We start from the raw sequence: 23,536 nt of genomic DNA on the forward strand, positions 1-23,536 counted from the left end.
CGGTCCCTGGCTGAGCCGTAGAAGACGCCATAAGCCCGGTCGACGCCTCCACACCGGGCCGCCGCGAGCCGCCCGCGGGAGATCCCGGCGGCCGGGATCAGGGTCTGGGCGGTCATCGCGGATCCGCCGGCCCGGCGGGACACGGCACGGCGGAACGCAGCCCGCGGCGCGGCGGCCGAGGCTTCACGCGCGGTCGGACGCGCCGGGCCTCGGCCGCGACAGCAGGCGGGAGCTGACAACGGGGCCGGCCCGCAACCTTGTCCCCTTTCCCGTCTGTGGTCAGCCGGTCAGAGGCTGCCACCGGTCTTCCCGGGCGGGGTCGATGCCGCTGAGCCACACCAGCGCCCCACCGATCAGGCCGGGTTTGTCCCGGGTGGCCAGGGCCGGGGCTTCGAGCATGTCGGCAGCCTCTTCCAAGTAGGTGACCAGCGTGTCGAGTTCTTCGCAGGGCTGCTCGTCGGAGCGGGACCAGCGGCCCAGGTAGCCGGTTGCGGTGTCCAGGTACAGGCCCGAAGTCCTGTCCGCGGGGCCCGCGGCGACAACGGGAATCCGCGTTTCCTTCCACACGGTGATCCACTCGTCTTCGGGACGGTCGGCGTTGCGGGTGTCCTGGTGGCTCTGGGAGTCCATCTTCAGCCGGTAGACCGCGGTCACGGCGTCCAGGGGCATGAGGGCTCTGTTGCCCGGAAGGCATCCCCAGCCGTTGCCTCCGTCGTCGCCCCCGGTCAGCAGCCACAGAACGCGCAGCTCGATGGGTATCGCGATACCGAGGTCCTCTTCCAGGGCGGCGAGAGCAGTGGGGCCAGCACCGGCTCGAAGCCCGGCGTAGGAGTCGGAGGCGTTGACCCGGAGCCAGCCGGTGATGCGCCGCCAGGCATCGGCGACCTCCCGCACGGTGACCGCAGCGGTGACAGGATCGACATGCTGGTGCTGGTCTCGGGCCTGCTCCCGCTCCCGGTCCGGAACCTCGGCAGACGGTTCGGCGGGAGTAATCGGTCGCACGAAGCGGATCCGGATCCGGTCCGGTTCACGGAGGTAGCCGACGAACAGGTCTGGGCAGTCTTCGAACATGTCGCCGTCGACCCTCACGGTGAGGACTCCGGGCAGGCCCGAGGGCACGCCCATGTCCGGGTCCTCGGCCAGCCGACCGGCGACGACCTTCAGCGCATAGGGGACACCGGCCCCTGACTGTGCCGCGGTGTCACGTACGAACGGTTCGATCTCGACATTCACCGTCTGCTGCTCCTCGCTGATCGGACAAGACGCCTGCGGGCCCTCATACCGTGGAAGTCCGTAGAAGTCCGCCCTCGCCGCCGTGCGAGGAGTCGCCGCCGGCCTCTTGCACTGGGGCTTGACTCCCGTCCCCCATCAGGTGGGGACTTCGTCGACGAGGTGGGGGCTGTTGTTGCGGACGTTGTTGACCATGGTCGAGACGGGGCGTGCGTCGAGGTGGCCGCCCGCGGGCTGCTCGAGCAGGGCGCGCAGGTCGTCGGTGTCGTGGTGGGTGGGGTCGAGCCAGGCGTCGTAGTGGTCGGGCGTGAGGGCGAGGGGCATACGGGGGTGGACGCGGCCGGCTGCGTCGGTGGCTTCGGTGGTGATGATGGTGCAGGTCATCAGCCAGGCGTCCGGGTCTTCGTCGTGTTCGATGGCCGGGTCGCGCCAGTATTCGTACAGTCCGGCGAGGGCCAGTATCCGGTCGTCCGCGGAGTGGATGAAGTACGGCTGTTTGCGGGTCTTCCCGGTGTCGGGGTCCTTGATCTGTTGCCACTCGTAGAAGCCGTCGGCGGGCAGCAGGCAGCGGCGGCGGGTGAGCGCGCGGCGGTAGGCGGGCTTCTCGTGCACGGTCTCCACGCGTGCGTTGATCATCCTCGATCCGATCTTCACGTCTTTCGCCCAGGACGGCACCAGTCCCCAACGCAGCGACCGCAGCTCCCGCAGGACTCCCGTGCGGTCGTCGCTGCCGCGGGGCGCTCGCTCCAGGACGGCCCACACGTCGTCGGTGGGGGCGACGTTCCAGCTCGGCGCGAGCGTCTCCTCGGGAGGCGGGTCGGGGACATGGAAGAGCGGGGCGAGGTCCTGGGGACTGCGGGTGGATACGTATCGGCCGCACATGCCGCCACTGTGCCACCCGTGGTCGGGGGGCGTCACCCACCCATCGGTCCGCCCGGCGCGGCGACAGGGCCGGCACACCGCGCAGCTGGCCGGGAGGATCACCCTCGAGTCCGTCGGCTAGACGGCACCGCCCATGGCGTGGCCGGTGAGGAGGTGCCGGGAACTCCGGTCTCCGTGCCGGTCGCGACGAGTGCCGCCACGTCCCTGTCGGAGTCGACCAGCACCCCGAGCGCCGTAGCCAGGGGCGCGGGCGTGGTCGTCACGTACGCCGGTACGGACACCCGGCACCTGATCGTCTTCAGGACGAAGAGTCGAGTGCAGACCGTCAGCGCGTCACCGCCCGCCGACTGGGACTTGGGGCTCTCCTGACAAGGCCTCTCCGTCGTTCAACCCCGGGGTGGACGCCGACGGAGTGGAGTCAGGACCATCCCGGCTCCTGACTCCACCCCACGGCGCGGAGGTGTCACCGGAACTGTGCGAAGAACCTCCAGATCTCACCTTTGGTCCAGGTGGCGACGCCGCTTTCGCCGGAGGAGCCGTCGACCGGGCCGGGTATGTGGCCTCCGTCGAACGCCGCCCATTGGACCGGGTATCCACCACGGCAGCCCGAGTAGGTGGTGGTGATGTGCGTTCGGCTGCCCGGCGCGGGCTCGCGCGGGCTCTGGGCGGTGCAGCCGTTGTTGCCGACGAATCTGTCGCGCAATGACCGTCCTTGCCCGATGTCGAGGACGGAGTCGCCGACGCCGTGGATTCCGAAGTAGGCGATGGGCTGGGTGCCGCCGCTGCACCCGCTGATCTGAGCGCCGGACATGACCGCGACGGCCCTGAAGACGTTCGCCCGGCTGCATGCGAGTGCGTAGCTCATACCGCCGCCCCAGCTGAATCCCGTGGCGAAACGCTGTGTCGGGTTGACGCAGAGGCCGCCCTCGATCCGCCGGATCATGTCGTCGACGAAGGTGATGTCCTCACCGCCCGCATTGGCCCAGCCGTTGCCGAGCCCCTGGGGGGCGACGAGGATCGCACCGTTGTTCGACTGTTCCGCCTGGCCGTAGTACGACCAGGCATTCCCGCTCGTGCCACCCGAGGCGACGTCGCCGGCGGTTCCGCCCCTCCAGTGGAACGCGAAGATCAGCCGGTAGGGGTGGCTGTTGTCGTAGTTCGCGGGAACCCTGAGGATGAAGGTGCGGCTCTTACCGCCGCTCTGAATCGTGTGCGTACCGCTCGCCAGAGTCGGGGTGCTGCCGCATCCGCCGCCGCCACCGGACGACAGCTTGATCATCTGCCATTGCTGGTTCGCGCCGCCCCAGTCGGTGTACTGGACGACGCTGCCGCCGTCGGCGGTGGAGGCGCCCTGCACCTCCACCGCCTTGCCGCTGGTGCGGTTGATCAGCCGGACGTGGCCCGTGTCGGAGTCGGCCAGGCGGAACTGCTGGTTGGCCCCGTTGTGGTCTGCCCACTGCTGGATACCGGCACCGTCTGCGGTCGAGGCGCCGGCCACGTCGAGAACCTTGTCCGAATGCCGGGCCTTGAGGCGGTAGAAGCCGTCGCCGGAGTCCCTGAACTGCCACTGCTGATGGGTTCCGTCGGTGCGCGTCCACTGGCTGACCCGCGCGCCGTCGGCGGTGGACGCGCCAGAGACGTCCAACGCCTTGCCGCTCTGGCGATTGACCAGCACGTACCAGGCATTCGTGTCCACCGTGGCCGCCTCGGCGGGCGCCGGATTCACTGTGGCGAGCATGCCGATCGCGAGGGTCACCGCCACCACGGCGGCGACCCGGGACCACCAGCGATGTCGTCGCGGAGGGGCGGGGAATGCCGCACCGTAGGTCTTCATCGATTCGCCCTTTCGCTTGCGGCAGGCCTCATCAGGTGCGCGCCCAGCGTTGGTTGCTGCCGTTCGAGCAGGAGTAGAGCTGGATCAGGGTGCCGTTGGCGGTGCCGGCTGCGACGGCGTCGAGGCAGAGGCCGGACTGGACGCCGACGATGGATCCGTCTGAGTTGAGGCGCCATTTCTGGTTGTCGCCGCCCCAGCAGCTGTAGATCTGGACTTTGGTGCCATTGCCGGTGCCGGCGGCGTCCAGGCACTTGTTGCCATAGACCCTGAACTCGCCGGCGGCGGTGTACGTCCACTGCTGGTTGGTGCCGTTGTGGCAGTCCCAGAGGTCCAGCTGCGTGCCGTCGGTGGTGCTGGCGCCCGGCACGTCCAGGCAGCGGCCTGAACCGGCGCCCTTGATCGGCGCGGAACCCGAAGGGGTCGTAGGGGAGCCGCCGTTGAGTGCATTGAGAACGGCGGTGTAGGCGGGCTTCTTGCTGCCGTCACCGTTGAACAGCAGCGGCGTGTGCTCCGCTCGCCAGGAATCGGTGTCGCGCACACCCCAGACGGTGATGCCCAGGCAGCGCGAAACGGCCAGGCAGTCGTTGGTCACGTTGGCGTAGGTCGTGGCCGGGGCGCCCTGGATGTCGAGTTCGGTGATGGCCACGTCGACGCCGAGGGCGGCGAAGTTCTGCAGGGTGGTGCGGAAGTTGCTGTTGTAGGGGCTGCCGCTGTTGAAGTGCGACTGGAAGCCGACGCAGTCGATCGGCACGCCGCGCTGCTTGAAGTCTCGGACCATGGCATACATCGCCTGGGTTTTGGCCCAGGTCCAGTCCTCGACGTTGTAGTCGTTGTAGCAGAGCTTGGCGGCCGGGTCGGCGGCGCGCGCCGTGCGGAAGGCGACCTCGATCCAGTCGTTGCCCGTGCGTTGCAGGTTGGAGTCGCGCCGGGCAGCCGAACTGCCGTCGGCGAAGGCCTCGTTCACGACGTCCCACTGGGCGATCTTGCCCTTGTAGTGGGCCATCACGCCGTTGATGTGGTCGATCATCGCCTGGCGCAGGGTGCTGCCGCTGAGGCTCTGCATCCAGCCGGGCTGCTGGGAGTGCCAGGCCAGGGTGTGGCCGCGCACCTGCTTGCCGTTCTGGACCGCCCAGTTGTGGACGCGGTCACCGGCGGTGAAGTTGAACTGGCCCCGCTGCGGTTCGGTGGCGTCGATCTTCATCTCGTTCTCGGCCGTCACCGAGTTGAACTCACGGCCCGCGATCGTCGTGTACGCCGAGTCGCCCAGCCTGCCCAAGGCGATGGCGGTGCCGAAGTAGCGGCCGCTCTGCGCCGCCGCGGCGCCGATCGTGTTCTCGGCGGCGTGTGCGCTCGGCGGTGCGACCAGTGCGGCGACCGTACCGAGAACGCCGACCACCAGCGCCAACAGTAGGCCGCGGATCTTTCGGCGGACAGCGGGTCCGGGAAGGGCATACGAGCCCATGGCTGTGCCTCCAAGGTAGAAGAATCACGGAAGGACTGAAGCGCGGGGGAATGCGTCATCCGCTCCCGCCCGGCAGACGGACGGGGCGGCCCGGAACCCCGGCAGCACGAAATCACCGGACGCCGCGGTCATGGGACCGGGACGGCCTGACCAGCGTGGACGGCACCCGGTCTACTCGGTCAGCCATCGACGGTCGGGTGACGGGTGACGCGTGGCGGGCGGCGGGCGGCGGGCGGCGGGCGGCGGGCGGCGGGCGGCGACGGTGTTTCGATACAGGCATGGGGGCACTCCCTCGCGGCTCAGCCGGGGGACCGCCACGCCGCGTCGCGTACCTCTTCAAGTGCGCGAAGAGCCACGATGCGCTGGTACGAACCTCACCGGAACGAAACGAAACGGGGTGGCGCAGGTGCTTCCGTGCGCGGATCCGTCGTGTGGTCGTGCGTTGATCTGCCGTGCGGTCGTGCGTGGATCTGCCGTGTGGCACAGCTGGTCCAGGGCGACACCATAGGTTCGATATCTCGAACCGTGGCCGATCTCTCAGACAGGGATGATTGAGGTGTTGATGACGCATCGTCAATACTTCCCGCACAAGAAGTTTCGGATCCTCACCCGAAACTTTCCGGATCCCCGGCACACCCGACAGCGCACCTGAGAGTGGTTCCGGTCTGGCGTGACAGCTCGTCACGCCCGAGGCGAGGCGCTGTTTGTAGACAGATCGGCGAGAGGTCTTGACCCGGGGGCCCCGGATTCCTAGCTTGTGGCGTCGAAGCATCCGGGAATTCTTCGAAACTTTCGAGATGGTCCCTATCCCCCGGCATGTCCGCTGCGCGGTTCATCGGGGTCACCTCACCCCCGTCCCCAAAAAGGAGTCCCTCTGATGTGGTTTCGCCACCCGTCCCTGGTCCGTCTGAGACGCTTACTCGCCGTCCTTGCGCCCTTGCTGCTGGCGGCCACCTTCCTCGGCGCTCAGCCCGCCGGCGCGGCGACCGTGGACCCCAACGCCTCGTACGTGCTGGTCAACCGCAACAGCGGCAAGGCCCTGGACGTCTACAACATGGCAACCAACGACGGTGCCCGCATCACCCAGTGGACCCGCAACGATCAGAGCCAGCAGCAGTGGCAGTTCGTCGATTCCGGCGGCGGCTACTACCGCATCAAGTCCCGCCACTCGGGCAAGGTGCTGGACGTCTACAACTGGTCCACCGCGAACGGCGGCCCGATCGTCCAGTGGGCCGACCTGAACGGCACCAACCAGCAGTGGCGGCTGGCCGACAGCTCGGACGGCTACGTAAGGCTCATCGCGCGCCACAGCGACAAAGCCCTCGAGGTACAAGGCGCCTCCACCGCCGACAACGCGAACACCGTCCAGTACGACGACTGGGGCGGCACCAACCAGCAGTGGCAGCTCGTCAAGGTCGGCAGCGACAACTCCGGCCCGTGTGATCTTCCGTCGGCATACCGCTGGACGTCGACGGGCGCGCTGGCGCAGCCCAAGCCGGGGTGGGTCTCCCTCAAGGACTTCACCGTCGTCCCCTACAACGGCAGGCAACTCGTCTATGCGACGACGCACGACACGGGGACCAGTTGGGGTTCGATGAACTTCGGCCTGTTCACCGATTGGTCGGAGATGGCCTCGGCCGGCCAGAACACGATGTCGGCTTCCACCGTCGCGCCCACGCTCTTCTACTTCGCGCCGAAGAACATCTGGGTGCTCGCCTACCAGTGGGGCTCGACCGCCTTCTCCTACCGGACGTCCAGCGACCCCACCAACCCGAACGGCTGGTCGTCCCCGCAGGTGCTCTTCTCCGGAAGCATCCCCGGCTCAGGAACAGGACCCATCGACCAGACGCTCATCGGTGACGGGACGAACATGTACCTGTTCTTCGCCGGTGACAACGGCAAGATCTACCGGGCCGGTATGCCGATCGGGAACTTCCCGGGCAGCTTCGGGGCGACCTCGACAGTGATCATGAGCGACACGACGAACAACCTGTTCGAAGCCCCGCAGGTCTACAAGCTGCAGGGCCAGAACCGCTACCTCATGATCGTCGAGGCGATCGGTTCGCAAGGCCGCTACTTCCGCTCGTTCACGGCCACCAGTCTGAACGGCTCGTGGACACCTCAGGCCGCGACCGAGAGCAATCCCTTCGCCGGCAAGGCCAACAGCGGTGCGACCTGGACCAACGACATCAGCCATGGCGAACTGATCCGCACCGGCCCCGATCAGACCATGACCGTCGATCCCTGCCATCTGCAGTTGCTCTACCAGGGGCGCAGCCCCGACTCCGGTGGCGACTACGGCCTCCTGCCCTACCGTCCGGGTCTGCTGACACTGCAGCGCTGACGGCGTGACACGACTCCGGCTCCGGTGGGGGGCCGGCGTGGTGGGCTCGGCGGAAGGCCGAGCCCACCCGTGTCACGCCAGGCGTCACACAGACTCCTGGGAGCAGTGCGAGTCGCTGACCGCGGCAACGATCGCCTCCGTGCCTCATGACCGAGGGCTCGGTTGCGGACCGGCACGGGGATCATCACGGCCAGCCGGGGACGCCGATGATCCGCACACCGATGAGCCGCACAGGCACCAGGGGACGACGGTTGGAGCGGCCGGCGAAGGGTAGACGCTGCTGCGGCGCGGACACGACGAGGAGGCACCGTATGTCGCACGACGAGCCGCAGTCACCCACGGATCTGCTGCCGGTGCTGCGTACGTCCGTCAAGCGGTTGCTCGCCTCCGCGGCCGCCCTGACAGATGACGACGTGCGGGCGCCGTCACTGCTACCCGGCTGGAGCCGTGCGCACGTACTCACTCACATCGCCCGCAGCGCTGACTCACGCACACGACTGCTCACCGCGGCCCGCACCGGCAGGGACCTTCCGCAATACAGCGACGAGGACCGGCGGGAGCGCGAGATCGAGGAAGGTGCCGGGCGCCGGGCCGCCGTGCTGGCCGAAGACCTGGAGACCGCGCTGCATCGGTTCCTGATGGCCGCCGATGGTCACCCGGAAGACGCCTGGGACGTACCGGTTCGCTGGCTGGGCGCAGGTCTGCGCCCAGTGCGCGGCACCGTCAGCAGCATGCTGCGCGAGGTGGAGGTGCACCACACCGACCTGGCCACCGGGCACAGGCCCACGGACTGGCCGCCGCACTTCGTGGAGCGGGAACTCGTCACCACCGCGGACGCGCTCCGTGACCGTGCCGATGCCCCTGCCATGGTGCTGCTCGCCGACGGAGACCCGGTGCTGCGCCAGGTTGGTGGCGGAGGCGGGCCACAGGTTACGGGGCCGGCGGCAGAACTCCTGGGCTGGCTGACCGGCCGCACGGACGGGACCGTGCTGACGGTCGATCCGCCCGGCCCACTGCCGTCCGTCCCCGCCTGGCGGAACTGACCGGCAGTGCGACCGCGCTGGCCCGCCTGGGCCGCCGGGAGGGGTCACTTCGCCCCGGGAGGCCGGCCGAGGACGTCGGCGGTGACGTCGGCCAGTGTCCGCCCGGTCAGAAAGGCTCGCGCGCGCAGCAGGGCCAGGGCGTCCTCGCGGCTCACCTCCTGCCGCGAAGCCTCCACACCGATGGCTCGGCGGGTGTCGGACCAGTGGGCCCGGACCATGTCCGTCGGCTCCCACGCGGGATTCTCGCCCCCCGTGAGCAGCAGGGCCCGCACCTTCATCAGGGCGGTCGCGACGACCTCGGCCACGTGCGTCCCCTGCGCCAGCGTGTCCTCGTTCAGGGTGTCGCCGCTGAGGCCGAGGACGTCCATCGAGCCCAGTACGTAGTCGCCGAAGTACACGGGGAAGGCGTACACGGCCTCGACCTCGGGCAGTTGCTCGCGCATGCTCGCCCCGAACAGCGGCCACGGCGTGGGTTCGTGCCGCAGGTCCTGCACGGTCACGGGCTCCCCGTCGGCCGCCGCTGTGATGCAGGGGCCCTCCAGGACGGTGAACTGGATCTCCTCGAGCAACAGTGCGGTGCTGTCGGAAGCGCCGAGCAGCTGGCGTGCCGGGGTGTCGGTGAGCAGGGAGAGCGTCGCACCGTCCGCGCCCAGTGCCCGGCACACCGCCGTGCACAGGCGGCGGGGCAGGTCCTGCGGCGCCACTCCGGTCAGGGCGTCCCGTACCTGTCGTGCGGCCCTCATCGCGTCGGCCGTCATCGGCGGCCCCGCCGCGACGACGGGTCCGCAGTGGGCGGACGGACACCTGTTCTCGACGAGCCGGCGGTCACGCCATTCCTCGGATCATGACTCATGCAATGAGCGGTACCCGCTGTCCGCGTCCTGCAACGCGGGCAGACCGTGATCGGCGGACAGGACCGGCTGCGCCTGGCCGCCGACGTGGCACTCGCGCGCATGCGGCGTGTGGAGGCGTTGGTGGGTTCGCTCCGGTGGGTACCCGGGGTCCCTGGCCGAACTCAGCACGGCAAGGGGCCCACCCCGCACCCGGGAGTCCGGGGCCGGGCCGTTCCGGCGCACGGAGTCGCCGGGCGGCTCCGAACGGTGGACCCGGGGCGCCCAGGCGGAGTCGTGCGGCCCGGGCAGGGACTCGTGCGTACTCGACGACAGGCGGACGGGCCGGGGTGAGGCCGCCCGCCGGACAGGAAGGACAGCATGGCCCGCTCCGACGACGTTCTGCGCATCCACTTCATCGGCAACGCGACCGTACTGATGCGATACCGCGAGCTGACCCTCCTCACCGACCCCAACTTCCTCCACCGTGGTCAGCGCGCCTACCTCGGCTACGGGCTGGTGAGCCGTCGCCTGACCGAACCGGCCCTGGACGTAGAGCAGTTGCCGGACCTCGACGCCGTGCTCCTGTCCCACCTGCACGGAGACCACTGGGACCGCCGGGCCCGACGGCATCTTCCGCGCTCCCTGCCGGTGATCACCACCCCGCACGCCTCCCGGCGGCTCCAGGGCCTGCACGGCTTCCATCGGGCCCTGGGACTGCGCACCTGGGAGCAGTACACCGTCCAGGGCACGGACTCACAGGTGCGCGTGACGTCACTGCCCGGCCGCCACGCCGGCCCTCGCGTCCTGCGAGGTCTGCTGCCACCTGTCATGGGCAGCCTTCTGGAGTTCGGCCCGGTGTCGGGGCCCACCCGTCTTCGGCTGTACGTGTCGGGCGACACGCTGCTCTTCGACGGCCTCGACGAGATCGCCCGGCGCTTCCCGAATCTGGACCTCGCCGTTCTGCACCTGGGGGGCACCGTGCTTCCGGGCGGGTTCGTGGTGACCATGGACGGAGTCCAGGGCGCGGAACTGGCACGCCGTCTGGCCCCCGGACTGATCCTGCCGGTGCACTACGGCGACTACACCGTCATGCGGTCGCCGCTCAGCGCGTTCCTGGCGGAAGCGGAGAGGCTGGGCCTCGCGGAGCGGATCGTCCACTGTCGTCACGGACAGGAGGCGACCCTCTCCCCCGACGGAGAACCGCCCGTCGTGACCGGCCAGTGGTCATCGACCGAGGTGACCGGTACGAGGTGACCAACCGCTGTTCAACGACCGAGCGCTGCTCAACGACCGAGCCGGCCGCCGAGTCGGCCGCCGTGTCGGGGCCCGTCCGTCGTGGACGATCTCCCCTGGCCGGTCCCTGGGGCGGGGCACGTGCGGGGGCCGGATGGGCCGCAGCTAAGGTCGGTGGTTCATCCTTCGCCGGTCCCGGCGAGCGTCCGAACCGCGCCCTCCAGCGGCGGACGCGCATCGTGGGCAGACGCGGCGCACCGCGTCAGCCGCGCCCCCGGACTCAGGGAGGATATCCGGCCAGGCGACGCCCGCGAAGCGGGCCAGCTGCGACCGATGCAGGGACAGTCCGCACACCGACTGGTTCGTGCCCTGTTCCCAGGCGTGCACTTCACCGCCGGGCAGCCAGCGCCCGTCCTCCTCGTCCCACCAGCGGCTCGATGCCGCCACCGCGTAACGCCGTGTCTTCTTCGCCACCGGCCCCGAGTACCCGTAGCGGGGCCGTGAAATCACCGAGCAGCCGCACCGCTCGGAGGCGCGGGGCAATGGTTGCGGCTCCTCCATCAGCGTTGGACACTTATTCGACACGCAGTGGTGTGACTCGACATGCGAATCGTTCGCGCCGAGGGGTGTTCACCATGGCAGAGCCGCAGGTGCCTCCGCTCACCGTTGTGCGACCTGGGGAGGGAACCGAGGTCGACATCGGAGCCATCGGGGTGGTCTTCAAAATCTGGGGCGCTGACACGGACGGCTCACTCTCGGTAGTGGAACACCCGTTTCCTGTCGGCGCGCTCGTGCCGCCACACCTGCATACGCGGGAAGACGAGTATTCGATCGTCACGGAGGGCGAGATCGGCTTCCGCTCCGGTGACCGCGAGACCGTTCTCGGCCCTGGCGGGTACATCACAAAGCCACGTGGCGAGCTGCACACGATGTGGAACGCCGGGCCCGTTCCGGCCCGCATGATCGAAATCATCACTCCGGCCGGCTTCGAACACTTCTTCCGCGAACTGGCCGAACTGGTCTCCGCCGGACCGCCGGAGCCCGAAGCGGTCGCCGGGCTTGCCGAGAACTACGGCGTGGAACTTGGCCGACCGGCATGGCTACCCGGCATCGTCGAGAGGTTCGGGCTCACTCCCCCGCCCGGAACGGGGTAACAAACCAACGGCCCTGACCTTGTTCTCAGACGGGCAGGCTCTTGTCGCGCTTCTCGCGTGCGAGGTGACGGCGGCCTGGCCTGAGCCGGGGAGGCCAGATCCGCCAGCGCTGCGAGTGCTGCCAGCACTGCCAGACCATCTCGTACGTCGCGGCCGTTAATGCCGCGGTGGCGACTCAGAGGTGGCCGTCCAGGAAGTCCCGTACCTCGGCGATGGTCATGAGCCCCGTGCCGTGCGCCACCGCCTTCCCCTCCTTCAGCAGAACGTAGGACGGGGCTCCAGTGATCCCGTATCGCTCGGTTGCGGCCGGACAGCGCGTGATGTCGGTGCGGACGGCCGTCAGGCGGCCCCTGTAGTCGTCGGCGATGCCACCCACGACGAGGTCCATCGCCCGGCAGGGTTCGATCGCCTTGGGCCATGTCCCGGTGAAGTATGCGAGGACCGGAACTCCACTCATCCCGAGGATGAAATCGAACTCCGCGTCCTCACGGGGCTGGTGGACGCGCTTTGTCATGGAAGCTCCTGACCTTACGTTCTTCATTCCGAGCCCATCATCCCCCGCGTGTCACATCTGGCCTGCCCCGGGCCTGCGGCGTGAGGAACAACCTACGCGGCGCAGCGCAACTCAAAGTCGAGCAGGCACCCGAGGCCGGCCGAAGCGTCGAGCCAGCCGCCTTGCACTGGTAGCGGTACCGCAGCCGCTTGTCCAGGTCCTCCGTGCTGGTCCAGTTCGCCATAACCGAGGGCCGATGCCGACATACAGCAAGCGTCCCGCCTTTCAGGGAGCGATTCTCAATACCTCCGGAGCAGCCTCGGCTTGACGTGCAAAGGGCGTACCTTTCCAAATGATCCTTTGATGGTCATCGAGTTGGCCGACGTTGGCGCGTCGGTCGGACTGCACCAAGGAGCTGATCGCGATGGCTGACGGTTGCCACGAGTCCGCCGAGTCCTGTGCCGACCTGTTGTGTGATTGCCACAAGACGGCCAACGTGCTCAACGCCATCCCGACGTCGGCCCAGTTCAGTACGCGAAAGGCGCTGCAGGACATCCACACCGCCGAGGGCCGCGAACATGCGGTCACAGCCGCCGCATGCGAGGAGGCGTACGGCGCGAAGTGGCTCAAGGCCACTCAGAAGATCACCGACGCCGTCGACGAACTGCTGGCCTTCAACGACCTCCCGGCCGAGCACTGGGTTCGCCTGCGCACGACGACCCCCATCGAACCGACCTTCACGACAATACGGCTGAGGACCAAGGGCGCCAAGGGCGCCGGCGGCGCGGTCGCCGCGCCTGCCATGGTCTTCAAGCTCGTCGAGTCCGCCCAGGTCCGCTGGGGGGCGGTCAACGCGCCTCACCTCGCCCTCGTCCGCGCCGGAGCCCGTTTCGAACGCGTACAGCTCGTCGAGCGTGCCGACGGGGTGGCGGCATGAGCCGGCCGACGCACGGCACGCTGCATCACGTCGAGTTGTGGGTGCCGGACCTCCACCGCGCGCTCACCTCGCTCGGCTGGCTGCTGGAGGAGCTGGGTTATGCCGCCTTCCAGAGCTGGGACGGCGGCCGCAGCTATCGGCTTGGGCCGACCTACCTGGTCATCGAGCACTCCCCGGCTCTCACCGCCGAACGGCACGACCGCTGCCGTCCAGGACTGAACCACCTGGCGTTTCACGTTGAAGGTGCCGCTGATGTCGAGCAGTTGACCGTCGACGCCGCTCAGCACGGCTGGCACCTGATGTTCCCCGAGCGGCATCCATACGCCGGCGGCGGACAGCACTACGCCGCCTACCTGGAGAACGACGACGGCTTCGAAGTCGAACTCGTCGCGATCAAATCACCCGAACGAAACTGAGATCAATCGATCCACGGGTCGTGAAGTTACTCGCCTTCAGTCCACATGGGTGACCCTCTCCAAGTACCGTCGCCGCGCTGTCGACAGTCTCGAAGGACCTTGCAGTGCCGCATGCGGGCGAAGACGAGCGCATGCTCGACCCGCGCACGGACCCGGCGTTGCCGGCCAAGAGGGCCCGGCCGGGTCGTTTGCGGTACGGGACTGCCAGGCCGGTGTTGATGTAGGCGCCGTCGCCGGGCACCGTGACACCCGGCACCGGTCGAACAGGCCGGAGATGCGCAAGACGTAGGCGTCGGCCTTGTTGCCCGGGGCCGAACGGGCGGCGGCCACGACCAGGTGTGTGCCGGCATCGATGATGACCTGCACGTTCGCCGAGAAGCGGTAGTTGCGGTGATCTTGCTACTGCTGGCGTGATAGCGGCGTCCGAGCCGTCCTGGATTGCTGGGTGTCACGACAGCTTGGCTTGATAGCCTGTAGCGATGAACGAGGCATTGGACGAAGGTCCGTTCTTTCACGGCACCAAAGCCGAGCTGCGGGTCGGAGATCACCTCACCGCCGGTTTCCGTTCCAACTACCTGCCCGAAATCGTGATGAACCACGTCTACTTCACCGCGTTGCGCGACGGCGCAGGACTCGCCGCCGAACTCGCCGCCGGCGACGGGGCCCCGCGCGTGTATGTCGTCGAACCGACCGGGGAGTTCGAGAACGATCCGAACGTCACCGACAAGAAGTTCCCGGGCAATCCCACCCGCTCGTTTCGCAGCAGGGAACCTCTCCGGATCGTTGGCGAGGTCACCGACTGGACGCGACAAACACCCGAAGCTCTCCAGATGTGGCGAGACCGGCTGGCCGCAATCCGTCTGGATGACCGCGCCGAAATCATCAACTAAGGGTTGCGCGCAAAGACCGGGCGAGTCGACAGCTCCTTGGCTGGAGGCGGGGATGGCAGATGCCATCGGTCCGGTGGGTTCTGGCAGGAGGACAGCGCGTGAGCCTGTCGTATCGAGCACGTGTGGTGGCGCTCCTGGAGGATTCGCCGCTCACTGCTGAGGCTGTCATCACGGACGTTTCGCCACCTGCTCTCGCACGGTGAGGAGGCTTTGGCCTTCGACAGGATGTGTGTGTTCGTGGATCTACGAGGACGCCCTGCCCATCACCCGGCAGTACCACGCTCGACTGCTGGCAGGGGCAGACGAGATGGACACGCCGAGGTCCGTCCAGCGCCTCGACGAGTGGCTGATCGACTGACACCCACCCCTCTGCGACCTTGCCCGAGATGATCTCTCCCTGGTAGGTGTGACCTTGGCGGACCTGATGGTCGACGTGCTGTTCGAGTACGAGATCACCGACCTGAGCCTGGGATTCCACAGCGAGTACCACGCCACCACGGAGCTGGTGGAGCGGCTGCTCACCGATGTGCGCGACCGTGTCACCGGCTCCCGTCTCGACGACCGGGCTTCATTCACCACCTTCAGCAGCTGATCAGCGCTCACCCGCCTCGTACGGATCCGCTCGCGTAACGGCCGCCGCTCCGCGGTCAGTCCTCCACCCCGCGCGGCCCGCATGACTGCGGCTCATCGCAGGGATCACCACACGTCACCACCGCCGGCAACATTCCGAAGGCCTCAGCAATTGGCCCTACTCAGAGCCGAGTTGAGTACGTGTGCTCATACCCGACGTCCACTGCGCGACCAGTATGGGTGCAACGGCGCAGCCGAGCGCCGGTCTGATCCAACTGAGCCTATGAAGGACTACTTTTCATGTCGCGACGTATCGCATTGTCCGTGGCCGCCGGTGTCGTCGTTGTCGCCGGTGCCGGAGTGTTCGCCGTCGCCTACGCCGGGGACCAGCCCCCGGCGCTGGCACACAACACCGCTCGCTACGCCGCCCCCGACGGCGACCGCAGTGGTTCGTTGACCTTTACCACTGACGTCACGGCGTCCTCAGGGGTCAAGAACGTGAAGGTGCTGGCGTGGCCGGAGCAGTCGTCCTTCGCGAAGGAAGGGCTGACCGCCAAGGACATGGCCGCCGCGGAGTCGGCCGTCTGCAAGTCCACCGGTGGGGAAACCGTGCGCTGCACCTACACCGTCAAGGTCACCGGTTCCGATGCCGAGTCCTCCCCGCACGGTGTCTGGCACGTCGCGGTCCTGGCTACCGCTGAGGACGGCGAGACGACTCTGGACACCAAGGCAGCGGATTTCACCGTTGCGTGATCCGCACGTGCATGTGACCGTAGCGCGTGGGCCGACGAGGCCACGGGTGCTCTTGTCTCCGGGGCTGAAGGAAAGCAGGTCGTGATGTCAGCGAACGAGCCGTGGCGGATGTCGGTCGACGGTCAGGAGTTCGACGTCAGCCAGCCGGACGGCAAGCCGGGCACCTACGACTTCACCTGGCTGACCGGGCCTGATCCCCAGTACGGGTTCGGATACAGCACCCATCCTGCGGTGCCGTCCAGCATGGCCGATCTTGAGGCGGCCATCAGGGAATTCCTCTCGCAGGTGGACCCCGGGACCGGACACATCGAGTGAATGACGGTGACGGCCACCGTGACGTGCTCTCACTACCCTCCTGCCACGCGGCCGGCTTCGTCCGTCCCGCACCGAGGGATTCCTTGGTCGCTCTTCGGCCCGATGTCCTTGATCCTGGCCGGAGTTCCGTCCGGGGCGAACGACTGGTGGAAGGTGAAGGCGTGCGGCGCGGGACGGTGGTCGTGGAGGTGTTCCAGCCTGACGACCCCGTCCTGCCAGGTGGGTATCACGCCGTCGGAGACCCACCAGCACACGTAGTTCGGGTGCTCTGTCCTCTCGAACCAGTCGTAACGCCTGTTCAGCGCCTCACGGTGCAGACCGGTGTAGATGGCGTCGAAGGCGGGGCGCAGGTCGGTCCAGAGTGAGAGGGTCGCGGCCAGGGCGGTGGTTTCCACCGTATGGCCCTTGCCGTACCAGGTCGGTACGGCGAACTCTCCCCACGCACCCCAGTCCGCCCCGAAGAGCATGCCCCGGTCACCGTCTGCCGCTTCAGCACGCGCGAGGTATCCGGGGTGCTGACTGATCTTCCGGTAGACGGCCTCACCACTGTCGTAGAACTCGCGCGTGAGAGGCCCGGGATCGGCGAGAGGTGACTTCAGGACGCCGAATGTGTACAGCGCAAGATGGGGCATGCGTCTCTCCCTGGTTGGGGGTGCTGGTGTGGTCCCGGTTCGGTGGCTTACGCAGGGGGACGAGGATTCGTGGGCGTGGCCACTCATCCCGTCGCGGGCGGGACAGCCTGAACGAACTCCCGTGCAGCGGTGGGCGATCGCCGAAGACAAGGTGAAGGTAGCTGCCTTCGCGGGCCTTGTCGAAGTTGCGTTTTCCCTCTCCAAGTGGCCTCTTGCACCGCCCATTACGGGGCTGGGGGCGGTGACGGGCAGGGCAGGGCAGGGCAGGGCAGGCTGCGATCCACTCGGCCGATCGATTCGCTCAAGCGAGGTGTCCATTGCTCCGTCCACGGGAGCAGCTGGTAGGAGATTTCGGCGCTGGGATGGTGCTGAAAAGCCGTGCTCCGATCGGCGGGCATTACGGGGCGAGTGCTGATGCCGTCACGGGGATACGAGACGGCATCAGCACGGCACGGAATATCGTGGCATGCACCCTTCGCCCACGAAAGACCGCACAAATGGTCGGCCGGGGCGCCGGCAGCGGGCTGACCTGACCGGCGACGGACGGGTGCGCTATGCGCTCCCGCTGGGGCAGGCACCGCGGATGGTGCCTGCCTCCTGCTCGACCTGCCTAGAGTTTGATAGCCGGTGTGCGGTAGGCCTTGCCATTGCTCATCTGCCAGCCAGTGGCGTGGTCACGGAAGCCCTTCGGGCACTGGTACGACTTCGAGAAGGTGTCGTAGCCGGGAATCGTGCCGTCCTTGAGGGCCTTGGCTTCCTGGCCGCCGGAGCCGGCGCACGTGACACCGAACTGACCCTGGGCGGTTTTGGCGGTCGTGTTCGAGAACTTGACCGTGACCTTGGCGCCACTGTGGCTGATGCACCGCTTGGTCAGCTTCCGTGGTTGCGGCGGAAGTAGCCGATCTGTCCCTCCACTCCGCCCTTCTCGTGGGCGCCCTCGATGCCCGGCCGGCAGTACAAGCTCTCGCGCAAATGCGACCTGAAGGCGATCCATCGGTCGGCTTCCGCCCTCGCCCGGCTCAGCCCCAGCACCCGGGCGACGGCGGCCTTGAGGCTGTCGTATCGAACCTTGTTCCGTGGGACTCCGCCCAGCGTTTGTAGCGCGTGAACGTGGCCTTCGAAGAAGGCTTCCTGGCCGCAGGACGCGAAGACGCTTCTCTGCACTGACTGAACCCTGCGCGCTCAGGGATTCGCGCTTGAGCACCACGCAATTTTCCAGGGGAACGTCCGTCAGCGTGGTGCACAGGTTGGTCAGATCGCTGCCCCGCGTTGGTTGCGTGCCTGCGGGGGACAAGGCGGCGGACCCACAGCCGGCTCAGCTCGCGGGCGCGCTCCTTGTGTAGGGCCGCTACCCCTGCGGCGCGATGTTCAAGGACCGGATGAGCTGGGCCAGTTCTTCACGGAAGAGCTTTTCCGGGCTAAGGGCCTGGGTCTGCAGGTGGCCGTAGATCTCGAGTGACACCAGGCCGTGCAGGTGGCTCCAAATGCGCAGGGCGAGGGCCACGGCGGCCGGGGGCAGGTCGGGGAAGGCCGGGCGGACCTTCTCGAGGAGACCAGCGTCGAAGTCGGACCACTCGAAGTCGCTGTCCCCATAGCGACGTTCGGCGTGCGGCCAGGCGGCGGCCGCCAGCGCGGTGATGCCGGTGCAGACACGGTGGGCGGCGGCCGGGGCGGCGCCGCCCTCGGGGGGCCGGTAGCCGGGCACGGGGTCACCGTAGATGAGGCGGAATCCCTCGGGGTTGGCCAGCGCCCAGTCCCTGAAGGCGCAGGCCCACGCCTGGATCCGGGCGGCCGGAACCTGGGCGGGGGCGGCGCCCCAGGCGGCGTCCACCGTGTCGGCCAGCGAGGTGTAGACGTTGTTGATCAGCGTGGTGACCAAGTCGTCCCGGGTGGCGAAGTAGCCGTAGATGGCGTTAGCCGTCATGCCCATCTCGCGAGCAATGGCCCGCAGCGTGATCGCGTCGGGTCCTCCCGAGGCCATCAACTCCAGCGCGACCTTCTTGATCTCGGCGGTCGTCTCGGCCCGCAACCGCTCACGGCGCCCTTTGATGCTTCCCACGCTTCCCACGATCACTCACTCTACAGCGTCATAATACTGAGCGCCGTATCGATACTTCACACCGTATAGTCACTGCATGCCGTGAAGAGAAGATGGCGGCATGGGTAACTGACGCGCGAGCAACCACCAGGGGAGAGCCATGCACATCGGAGTCATCGGGGCCACAGGCGGCATCGGCAGTCGCGTCGTCACCGAAGCACTCGGCCGGGGGCACCACGTCACGGCCCTCAGCCGCGACGCCACGCGGATCGACGAGGTCCGGAAGAACGTCGTCTGGCGGAGCGTCGACGTTCTCGACGCCGACGCCATCGCCGCCGTCATACCTGGCCTCGACGTCCTGATCAGCGGGTTCCAGCCCGGAAATGCCGCCAAGGACATCGCCGATACGGTGGCCCGCTCGATCGCCGACCCCACGGTGTACGCCACCGCCGCGCGAGCACTCCTGAAGGCGCTGGAGAGTCATCCCCGGACCCGGCTCATCGTCATCGGCGGCGCTGGCAGTCTGGAGATCGAGCCCGGACTCGTACGGGCCGACTCAGATGAGCTCTTGCACGAGACCCTTGACGCGATCGGCCTGCCGAGGGAGTACACCGCTGCGGTGCGCGGCCACCGGGACGCGCTGGATGTCCTGCGCACCTCCAACCGGTTGTGGACCTACTTCAGCCCAGCGGAGGACATAGCGCCCGGCGAGCGTACGGGCCGGTTCCGGATCGGCGGCGATCAGCCCGTACTTGACGCGGACGGGCGCAGCCGCATCTCGGTGGAGGACGCCGCCGTCGCCCTCGTCGACGAGGCGGAACTGCCCCGCTTCGTCCAGCGCCGCTTCACCATCGGCTACTGAACCGACGCCGACGGACCAACGCCGCAGCTGTCGGCGGTGCAAGATCCCGTCGATCACCTGACGGTGATCCCGCCGCCGGCCACAACGCCCGTTGTTCACCGGACGGAACGACCGCAGCTGTCGTGCTCGGGCACATCCCGGGCAGGGCGGGGTGCGCGCAGGACGGCGCGGAGGCCGACGTCGCGCGTCTGATGGTCATCCGCCGCATGAAGCCGCTCGGATTCACCCTGGACGAGATGCGTTCGCTGCTGGAGGCCACCGACCGGCTCGACTCCGGCGAGGAGTTGCGGCCGGAGGATCGGGAGGAACTCACGGAGCGGGTGCGCGGCTTCGAGATGGCCGCGCAGCAGCGTGTGCTCGCCCTGCGCGTCCAGCTGGAGCGCGCCGAGGAATTCGCCGCGACACTGCGCGGCCGGCTTGACGATGCCGGCCGGCCCGACGCCGCCACCGCCGGCTGAACCGGTACGCGCCCGCCCCACCGGGCCCCGCCATGCGTGAACGGGTGGGTGGTGGGCAGGCCGGTGGTGAGGTTGTGCGGGAGGGCCATCCCTGCACCCGAACGGGGCGGGGCCGACCGCTGTCGGCTCCAGTGGACTCTCCGTGCTGCTCGGCCTACGCCGCCGCACCCGCCTCGTCGGCGCCACCCCGCATCCGCGCCACCGGCCCGCCCACCGGCAGAAGGGCAGGCCGTGCGCATGAGGGCCGAACGGCGAGCGGCCCGCACCCGTCAGGGGTGCGGGCCGCCGGTGTCAGTGACCGGATCCGTGCCGTCCACCCAGTTGGTCGCGGTGGCGCGGATCGCCCAGGAAGGTGTCCGCGTCGAAGACGGGCGCCGACTTGGCCTGCTCCTTCGTCCGGGACAACTGCACGATGCGGGCGTCGTGGTCGATGCCCAGGACGGCACTCGACGGGATCACCACGTCCTTGCCGAGTACCCAGAGCCCGGTGTGCACCACCAGGAACCCCGGACCGAGGTCCCTGGAGTACTTGCTGACCTTGCCGACGTGACCGTCCGTGGCGTCGACCTGGTATCCGGTCAGGTCGTCGTCCGGGGTGTGGCCGGCGGTCGGCACGTGGTGTGCGCGGTATTGACTCACGATGTCCTCCCTGTCGTCCTGCTCCTGCTTGTGCCCGCTCAGGCGGGCGACAGGCGTGCGGGATTCCTCACGGCGCACGTCGCAGGGCTACGCCGTCCACACCCGTTCGGCGTAGTCGACGAAGTTGCGCCCCATGATCTTCTCGATGCGGCCGGCGGAGTAGCCACGCCGTTCCAGCAGCCGTATCAGCTCGCGGAACTGGTCCACGCCCCGCAGATCGACCACGAACGGGTAGGTGTCCGCCCGTTCGCCGGCCGCGGAGACCCCGGCCTCCTGGCGCTGCGCCACGTGCTCGGCCAGCCGGGCCCGGTAGGCGTCGAGGTCGTCGATCGCGGTGACGGGGCCGTCGGTGCCGATGCCGACGTGGTCCTCGCCGCAGACGTCCACGGCGTGGGCGATGTGCTCGACGACGTCGGCGGCGCGCGCGTGCCCGGTGGAGTTGAGGAACGGCATGAAGTAGATGCCGACGAAGCCGCCGCGGGAGGCCACCAGGCGCAGTTCCTCGTCGGTCTTGTTGCGCGGCAGGTCGGTCAGGGCGCGGCACCCCGTGTGGTTGACGGACACCGGGACGCGGGAGTGCGCGGCCGCTTCCAGACAGGTCCGCTCGCCGCTGTGCGACAGGTCGACCATGAGGTGGTGCTCGTTGAGGGCCTCGACCACCTCGCGTCCGAACGCGGTCAGCCCGGTGCCGGCCGGCGCCGACGAGCCGCCGCCGAGGCGGTTGGCCTGGTTGTAGGTCAACTGCACGACGCGTACGCCGCGTTCGGCGAACGTGGCCACCCGCCCGGCGTCGTCCCCGACGGCCACCGCGTTCTGGAACCCGTAGACGACACCGACCCTGCCCTCGCGGGCGGCCCTGCGGATGTCCTCGACGGTGGTGACCTTCAGCAGGTCGTCCGGGTGGCGGTCGATGACGCCGTCCCAGATGTCGATCTCGTGCAGGGTGTGCTCGTAGGGAGGCAGGTCACCCATCACATAGCCCAGGGTGATGTTGACGGCGGTCAGGCCGGAGGCCTTCGCTTCGGCCAGCGTCCGGGCGTCGACGGTGTACTGCTCGCCGGTCGGGTTGAGGTCTCCCGCCGCCGCCATCGACTGCGGGGCGTTGGGGTTGTCGAGCTGTCCCAGCGCGTTGATGATCAGGGGCGTGCCGGTCAACGGTTCTCCCTGGACGGGGTGGCGGCGTAGGCGGCGCGCGGGAAGCGGCGGCCCCGCTTGACGGTGAGGGTGATGGTGCGCAGGTGGTCGATGTCGGCCAGCGGGTCCTGCGCGAAGACCGCGAAGTCGGCCAGCTTGCCCGGCTCGACGCTGCCCGTCAGGTGTGCGGTGCCGGCGCTGCGGGCGCCGACGAGCGTCGCGGAACGGAGCACGTCCGGGGCCGGGATGCCGCACCGCTTCACCAGGAAGGCGAGTTCCTCGTACAGGGCGGGGAACGGCTCGCCGGGAGCGGTCTCGTAATCGGTGCCGGTGGCCAGCGCCACGCCCGCCCGGTGCGCCTGTGCCGTGAGGGCGATGGCCAACTCGGTCTGGCGGCGGGCGCGTTCGGTGCTCTCCGGGTCGTCGCCCGCGAGCTCCTCGCTCGCCCACATGCCGGCGGTCGCGTCCAGGACGACGTCCCGTTCCCGCATCCGGGCGAAGAGCGCGTCGAGCCGGGCGTCCTCGCCGGTGACGAGACTCTCGTGATCGACGGCGGGCTTGTCCTTGTAGCTGGTCAGCGGCTCCTCGGCGGCCTCGTGGGCCAGCAGGGTCACATGCGAGACGCTGTCCACGCCGGCCGCGACGACCTCGCCGGGCGTTGCGGGGAACACGGCGGCGTGCGCCCACACCGCGATGCCCTGCCGGTGCGCCTCGGCGGTGATGGCGGCGACGAGATCCGCCTCCAGGTCGGCGTAGACCTTGATGGCCGACGCGTAGGTCCCCCGGGCCAGGGCCACCGCCAGCGGGAGGTCCGTCGTGTCGCCGACCGCCTGCATCCAGGGCACGTGTCCGGGCACGGCGCCCCGGGTCACCTGATGGGTGCGGGGGTCGTCGAAGAAGCCCGGGCCCGCCATGAGCGCCGCGTAGTGGATGTCCGGAGCGGCGATCTCCCCCACCAGCGCGGCCCGCGCGAGGTCGCCGACCTGACGCAGGTCGTCCGCCATGTCCCGCACGGCGGTGACCCCGCTGTGGACCAGACGGCGCAGGACCGCCTCGGCGGCCGCGCGGTCGGGAGGGGTGGCAAGGTGCTGGTGCGCGTCGACCAGGCCGGGCGTGACGAAGTGACCGGTGAGGTCGACGACCTCGGCGCCCTCGGCGAGAGCGGCCGCCACGTCCGTCTCGTCCGCGACGGACCGGATCACGGAGCCGTCGACGACGAGCGACGCGCCGGGCCGGGGCGCGCTGCCGGTCCCGTCGAACAGCGTGAGTCCGGGGTACACCACCAACTCGCCGGCCCCGGGCGGCGCGAAGGGCGTCCCGTCCCCGGAAACTCCGTCCGCCGCTCCGAGACTCTCACTCACCGCTCCGGCGCCCTCGCTCGTCG

At 68.8% G+C, this 23,536-nt stretch carries 26 protein-coding genes and 2 pseudogenes; 14 read left to right on the top strand and 14 right to left on the bottom strand.

Going from position 1 to position 23,536, the window contains the following annotated elements:
• Positions 1 to 279 precede the first annotated feature (279 nt).
• Both QF030_RS04605 and QF030_RS04610 read right to left on the bottom strand, forming a co-directional pair.
• A complete protein-coding gene (locus QF030_RS04605) occupies positions 280 to 1,233 on the bottom strand; it encodes a hypothetical protein (RefSeq protein WP_307161356.1) in 954 nt (317 codons plus the stop codon).
• A 135-nt stretch (positions 1,234 to 1,368) separates the two neighbouring features.
• A complete protein-coding gene (locus QF030_RS04610; protein ID WP_307161357.1) occupies positions 1,369 to 2,112 on the bottom strand; it encodes an SOS response-associated peptidase in 744 nt (247 codons plus the stop codon).
• Between the two features lie 138 nt (positions 2,113 to 2,250).
• Here QF030_RS04610 and QF030_RS04615 point away from each other — a divergent pair, with 138 nt between their 5' ends.
• A complete protein-coding gene (locus tag QF030_RS04615) occupies positions 2,251 to 2,481 on the top strand; it encodes a hypothetical protein (RefSeq protein WP_307161358.1) in 231 nt (76 codons plus the stop codon).
• Positions 2,482 to 2,575: 94 nt separating this feature from the next.
• On the opposite strand, the gene QF030_RS04620 is transcribed toward QF030_RS04615, so the two are convergent.
• Complete coding sequence (locus QF030_RS04620) at positions 2,576 to 3,877, bottom strand: RICIN domain-containing protein (protein ID WP_307167465.1); 1,302 nt, start codon at positions 3,875 to 3,877, stop codon at positions 2,576 to 2,578.
• A gap of 100 nt (positions 3,878 to 3,977) precedes the next feature.
• Positions 3,978 to 5,408 carry an endo-1,4-beta-xylanase gene (locus QF030_RS04625; RefSeq protein ID WP_307161359.1) on the bottom strand — a complete coding sequence of 477 codons (1,431 nt, stop codon included), beginning with the start codon at positions 5,406 to 5,408 and terminating at the stop codon, positions 3,978 to 3,980.
• 877 nt (positions 5,409 to 6,285) lie between these two features.
• Between QF030_RS04625 and QF030_RS04630 the strand changes: the two genes are divergently transcribed.
• Entirely contained in the window at positions 6,286 to 7,752 is a 1,467-nt protein-coding gene (locus QF030_RS04630) for a non-reducing end alpha-L-arabinofuranosidase family hydrolase (RefSeq protein ID WP_307161360.1), read from the top strand.
• Positions 7,753 to 8,063: 311 nt separating this feature from the next.
• On the top strand, positions 8,064 to 8,795 hold the full coding sequence (locus tag QF030_RS04635) for a maleylpyruvate isomerase family mycothiol-dependent enzyme (protein ID WP_307161361.1): 732 nt from the start codon (positions 8,064 to 8,066) through the stop codon (positions 8,793 to 8,795).
• Positions 8,796 to 8,839: 44 nt separating this feature from the next.
• On the opposite strand, the gene QF030_RS04640 is transcribed toward QF030_RS04635, so the two are convergent.
• Positions 8,840 to 9,538 carry a GAF and ANTAR domain-containing protein gene (locus QF030_RS04640; protein WP_307161362.1) on the bottom strand — a complete coding sequence of 233 codons (699 nt, stop codon included), beginning with the start codon at positions 9,536 to 9,538 and terminating at the stop codon, positions 8,840 to 8,842.
• Positions 9,539 to 10,006: 468 nt separating this feature from the next.
• Here QF030_RS04640 and QF030_RS04645 point away from each other — a divergent pair, with 468 nt between their 5' ends.
• Positions 10,007 to 10,882, top strand: coding sequence for an MBL fold metallo-hydrolase (locus QF030_RS04645; protein ID WP_307161363.1), 876 nt, complete (start codon positions 10,007 to 10,009; stop codon positions 10,880 to 10,882).
• A 144-nt stretch (positions 10,883 to 11,026) separates the two neighbouring features.
• On the opposite strand, the gene QF030_RS04650 is transcribed toward QF030_RS04645, so the two are convergent.
• Positions 11,027 to 11,308, bottom strand: a complete 282-nt coding sequence (locus tag QF030_RS04650; protein ID WP_307167466.1) for a hypothetical protein — start codon at positions 11,306 to 11,308, stop codon at positions 11,027 to 11,029.
• A 188-nt stretch (positions 11,309 to 11,496) separates the two neighbouring features.
• Between QF030_RS04650 and QF030_RS04655 the strand changes: the two genes are divergently transcribed.
• Positions 11,497 to 12,015: a cupin domain-containing protein gene (locus tag QF030_RS04655; RefSeq protein ID WP_307161364.1), complete on the top strand. Its 519-nt coding sequence runs from the start codon at positions 11,497 to 11,499 to the stop codon at positions 12,013 to 12,015.
• Positions 12,016 to 12,190: 175 nt separating this feature from the next.
• On the opposite strand, the gene QF030_RS04660 is transcribed toward QF030_RS04655, so the two are convergent.
• Positions 12,191 to 12,529: a thioredoxin family protein gene (locus QF030_RS04660; protein ID WP_307161365.1), complete on the bottom strand. Its 339-nt coding sequence runs from the start codon at positions 12,527 to 12,529 to the stop codon at positions 12,191 to 12,193.
• A 373-nt stretch (positions 12,530 to 12,902) separates the two neighbouring features.
• Here QF030_RS04660 and QF030_RS04665 point away from each other — a divergent pair.
• Positions 12,903 to 13,445 (top strand): annotated as a pseudogene (locus QF030_RS04665) (transposase); the annotation flags it as partial.
• Positions 13,442 to 13,861: a VOC family protein gene (locus QF030_RS04670; protein ID WP_307161367.1), complete on the top strand. Its 420-nt coding sequence runs from the start codon at positions 13,442 to 13,444 to the stop codon at positions 13,859 to 13,861. The pseudogene QF030_RS04665 and the gene QF030_RS04670, both read left to right, overlap by 4 nt.
• A 26-nt stretch (positions 13,862 to 13,887) precedes the next feature.
• Here QF030_RS04670 and QF030_RS04675 read toward each other — a convergent pair.
• A pseudogene (locus tag QF030_RS04675) lies at positions 13,888 to 14,251 on the bottom strand (hypothetical protein); the annotation flags it as partial.
• An 89-nt stretch (positions 14,252 to 14,340) separates the two neighbouring features.
• Here QF030_RS04675 and arr point away from each other — a divergent pair.
• From arr to QF030_RS04700, 5 genes are all read left to right on the top strand, one after another.
• On the top strand, positions 14,341 to 14,751 hold the full coding sequence (arr, locus tag QF030_RS04680) for an NAD(+)--rifampin ADP-ribosyltransferase (RefSeq protein ID WP_307161368.1): 411 nt from the start codon (positions 14,341 to 14,343) through the stop codon (positions 14,749 to 14,751).
• 229 nt (positions 14,752 to 14,980) lie between these two features.
• Positions 14,981 to 15,109, top strand: a complete 129-nt coding sequence (locus tag QF030_RS04685) for a hypothetical protein (RefSeq protein WP_307161369.1) — start codon at positions 14,981 to 14,983, stop codon at positions 15,107 to 15,109.
• Positions 15,110 to 15,157: 48 nt separating this feature from the next.
• Positions 15,158 to 15,343 (top strand): hypothetical protein, encoded by a 186-nt coding sequence (locus tag QF030_RS04690; RefSeq protein WP_307161370.1) that lies wholly within the window; start codon positions 15,158 to 15,160, stop codon positions 15,341 to 15,343.
• A gap of 278 nt (positions 15,344 to 15,621) precedes the next feature.
• Positions 15,622 to 16,074: a DUF5707 domain-containing protein gene (locus QF030_RS04695; RefSeq protein WP_307161371.1), complete on the top strand. Its 453-nt coding sequence runs from the start codon at positions 15,622 to 15,624 to the stop codon at positions 16,072 to 16,074.
• Positions 16,075 to 16,158: 84 nt separating this feature from the next.
• Positions 16,159 to 16,389, top strand: a complete 231-nt coding sequence (locus tag QF030_RS04700; RefSeq protein ID WP_307161372.1) for a hypothetical protein — start codon at positions 16,159 to 16,161, stop codon at positions 16,387 to 16,389.
• 32 nt (positions 16,390 to 16,421) lie between these two features.
• Here QF030_RS04700 and QF030_RS04705 read toward each other — a convergent pair whose 3' ends face one another.
• From QF030_RS04705 to QF030_RS04720, 3 genes are all read right to left on the bottom strand, one after another.
• Positions 16,422 to 17,021 (bottom strand): DUF3291 domain-containing protein, encoded by a 600-nt coding sequence (locus QF030_RS04705; protein ID WP_307161373.1) that lies wholly within the window; start codon positions 17,019 to 17,021, stop codon positions 16,422 to 16,424.
• Positions 17,022 to 17,631: 610 nt separating this feature from the next.
• A complete protein-coding gene (locus QF030_RS04710; RefSeq protein WP_307167854.1) occupies positions 17,632 to 18,015 on the bottom strand; it encodes a hypothetical protein in 384 nt (127 codons plus the stop codon).
• 354 nt (positions 18,016 to 18,369) lie between these two features.
• Positions 18,370 to 19,080 (bottom strand): TetR/AcrR family transcriptional regulator, encoded by a 711-nt coding sequence (locus tag QF030_RS04720; protein ID WP_307161374.1) that lies wholly within the window; start codon positions 19,078 to 19,080, stop codon positions 18,370 to 18,372.
• A gap of 139 nt (positions 19,081 to 19,219) precedes the next feature.
• Here QF030_RS04720 and QF030_RS04725 point away from each other — a divergent pair, with 139 nt between their 5' ends.
• Together QF030_RS04725 and QF030_RS04730 are read left to right on the top strand one after the other, a co-directional pair.
• The gene (locus QF030_RS04725; RefSeq protein WP_307161375.1) at positions 19,220 to 19,921 is read left to right on the top strand and encodes an NAD(P)-dependent oxidoreductase; all 702 of its coding nucleotides are present in this window, start codon (positions 19,220 to 19,222) and stop codon (positions 19,919 to 19,921) included.
• A 122-nt stretch (positions 19,922 to 20,043) separates the two neighbouring features.
• Positions 20,044 to 20,379, top strand: a complete 336-nt coding sequence (locus QF030_RS04730) for a MerR family transcriptional regulator (RefSeq protein ID WP_307161376.1) — start codon at positions 20,044 to 20,046, stop codon at positions 20,377 to 20,379.
• 291 nt (positions 20,380 to 20,670) lie between these two features.
• Here the strand turns inward: QF030_RS04730 and QF030_RS04735 are convergent, their stop codons facing one another.
• Genes QF030_RS04735 through QF030_RS04745 form a run of 3 tightly spaced genes read right to left on the bottom strand, consistent with a single transcriptional unit; the run spans position 20,671 to position 23,513 of the window.
• Positions 20,671 to 21,096 (bottom strand): PRC-barrel domain containing protein, encoded by a 426-nt coding sequence (locus QF030_RS04735; RefSeq protein ID WP_307161377.1) that lies wholly within the window; start codon positions 21,094 to 21,096, stop codon positions 20,671 to 20,673.
• A gap of 9 nt (positions 21,097 to 21,105) precedes the next feature.
• On the bottom strand, positions 21,106 to 22,173 hold the full coding sequence (locus QF030_RS04740) for a dipeptidase (protein WP_307161378.1): 1,068 nt from the start codon (positions 22,171 to 22,173) through the stop codon (positions 21,106 to 21,108).
• A complete protein-coding gene (locus QF030_RS04745; RefSeq protein ID WP_307161379.1) occupies positions 22,170 to 23,513 on the bottom strand; it encodes an amidohydrolase family protein in 1,344 nt (447 codons plus the stop codon). The genes QF030_RS04740 and QF030_RS04745 overlap by 4 nt, the downstream gene beginning before the upstream one ends.
• Positions 23,514 to 23,536: the final 23 nt, after the last annotated feature.

The sequence above is a fragment of the Streptomyces rishiriensis genome (assembly GCF_030815485.1).
GTDB lineage: Bacteria > Actinomycetota > Actinomycetes > Streptomycetales > Streptomycetaceae > Streptomyces > Streptomyces rishiriensis_A.

What these genes read in the sequence shown, in the direction of transcription:
- QF030_RS04725 (WP_307161375.1), top strand. Translation starts at nt 19,220, where the DNA reads ATGCACATCGGAGTCATCGGGGCCACAGGCGGCATCGGCAGTCGCGTC.
- QF030_RS04655 (WP_307161364.1), top strand. Translation starts at nt 11,497, where the DNA reads ATGGCAGAGCCGCAGGTGCCTCCGCTCACCGTTGTGCGACCTGGGGAG.
- QF030_RS04640 (WP_307161362.1), bottom strand. Translation starts at nt 9,538, where the DNA reads ATGAGGGCCGCACGACAGGTACGGGACGCCCTGACCGGAGTGGCGCCG.
- QF030_RS04695 (WP_307161371.1), top strand. Translation starts at nt 15,622, where the DNA reads ATGTCGCGACGTATCGCATTGTCCGTGGCCGCCGGTGTCGTCGTTGTC.
- QF030_RS04635 (WP_307161361.1), top strand. Translation starts at nt 8,064, where the DNA reads ATGTCGCACGACGAGCCGCAGTCACCCACGGATCTGCTGCCGGTGCTG.
- QF030_RS04710 (WP_307167854.1), bottom strand. Translation starts at nt 18,015, where the DNA reads ATGGATCGCCTTCAGGTCGCATTTGCGCGAGAGCTTGTACTGCCGGCC.
- QF030_RS04700 (WP_307161372.1), top strand. Translation starts at nt 16,159, where the DNA reads ATGTCAGCGAACGAGCCGTGGCGGATGTCGGTCGACGGTCAGGAGTTC.
- QF030_RS04645 (WP_307161363.1), top strand. Translation starts at nt 10,007, where the DNA reads ATGGCCCGCTCCGACGACGTTCTGCGCATCCACTTCATCGGCAACGCG.
- QF030_RS04610 (WP_307161357.1), bottom strand. Translation starts at nt 2,112, where the DNA reads ATGTGCGGCCGATACGTATCCACCCGCAGTCCCCAGGACCTCGCCCCG.
- QF030_RS04670 (WP_307161367.1), top strand. Translation starts at nt 13,442, where the DNA reads ATGAGCCGGCCGACGCACGGCACGCTGCATCACGTCGAGTTGTGGGTG.
- QF030_RS04660 (WP_307161365.1), bottom strand. Translation starts at nt 12,529, where the DNA reads ATGACAAAGCGCGTCCACCAGCCCCGTGAGGACGCGGAGTTCGATTTC.
- QF030_RS04625 (WP_307161359.1), bottom strand. Translation starts at nt 5,408, where the DNA reads ATGGGCTCGTATGCCCTTCCCGGACCCGCTGTCCGCCGAAAGATCCGC.
- QF030_RS04630 (WP_307161360.1), top strand. Translation starts at nt 6,286, where the DNA reads ATGTGGTTTCGCCACCCGTCCCTGGTCCGTCTGAGACGCTTACTCGCC.
- arr (WP_307161368.1), top strand. Translation starts at nt 14,341, where the DNA reads ATGAACGAGGCATTGGACGAAGGTCCGTTCTTTCACGGCACCAAAGCC.
- QF030_RS04705 (WP_307161373.1), bottom strand. Translation starts at nt 17,021, where the DNA reads ATGCCCCATCTTGCGCTGTACACATTCGGCGTCCTGAAGTCACCTCTC.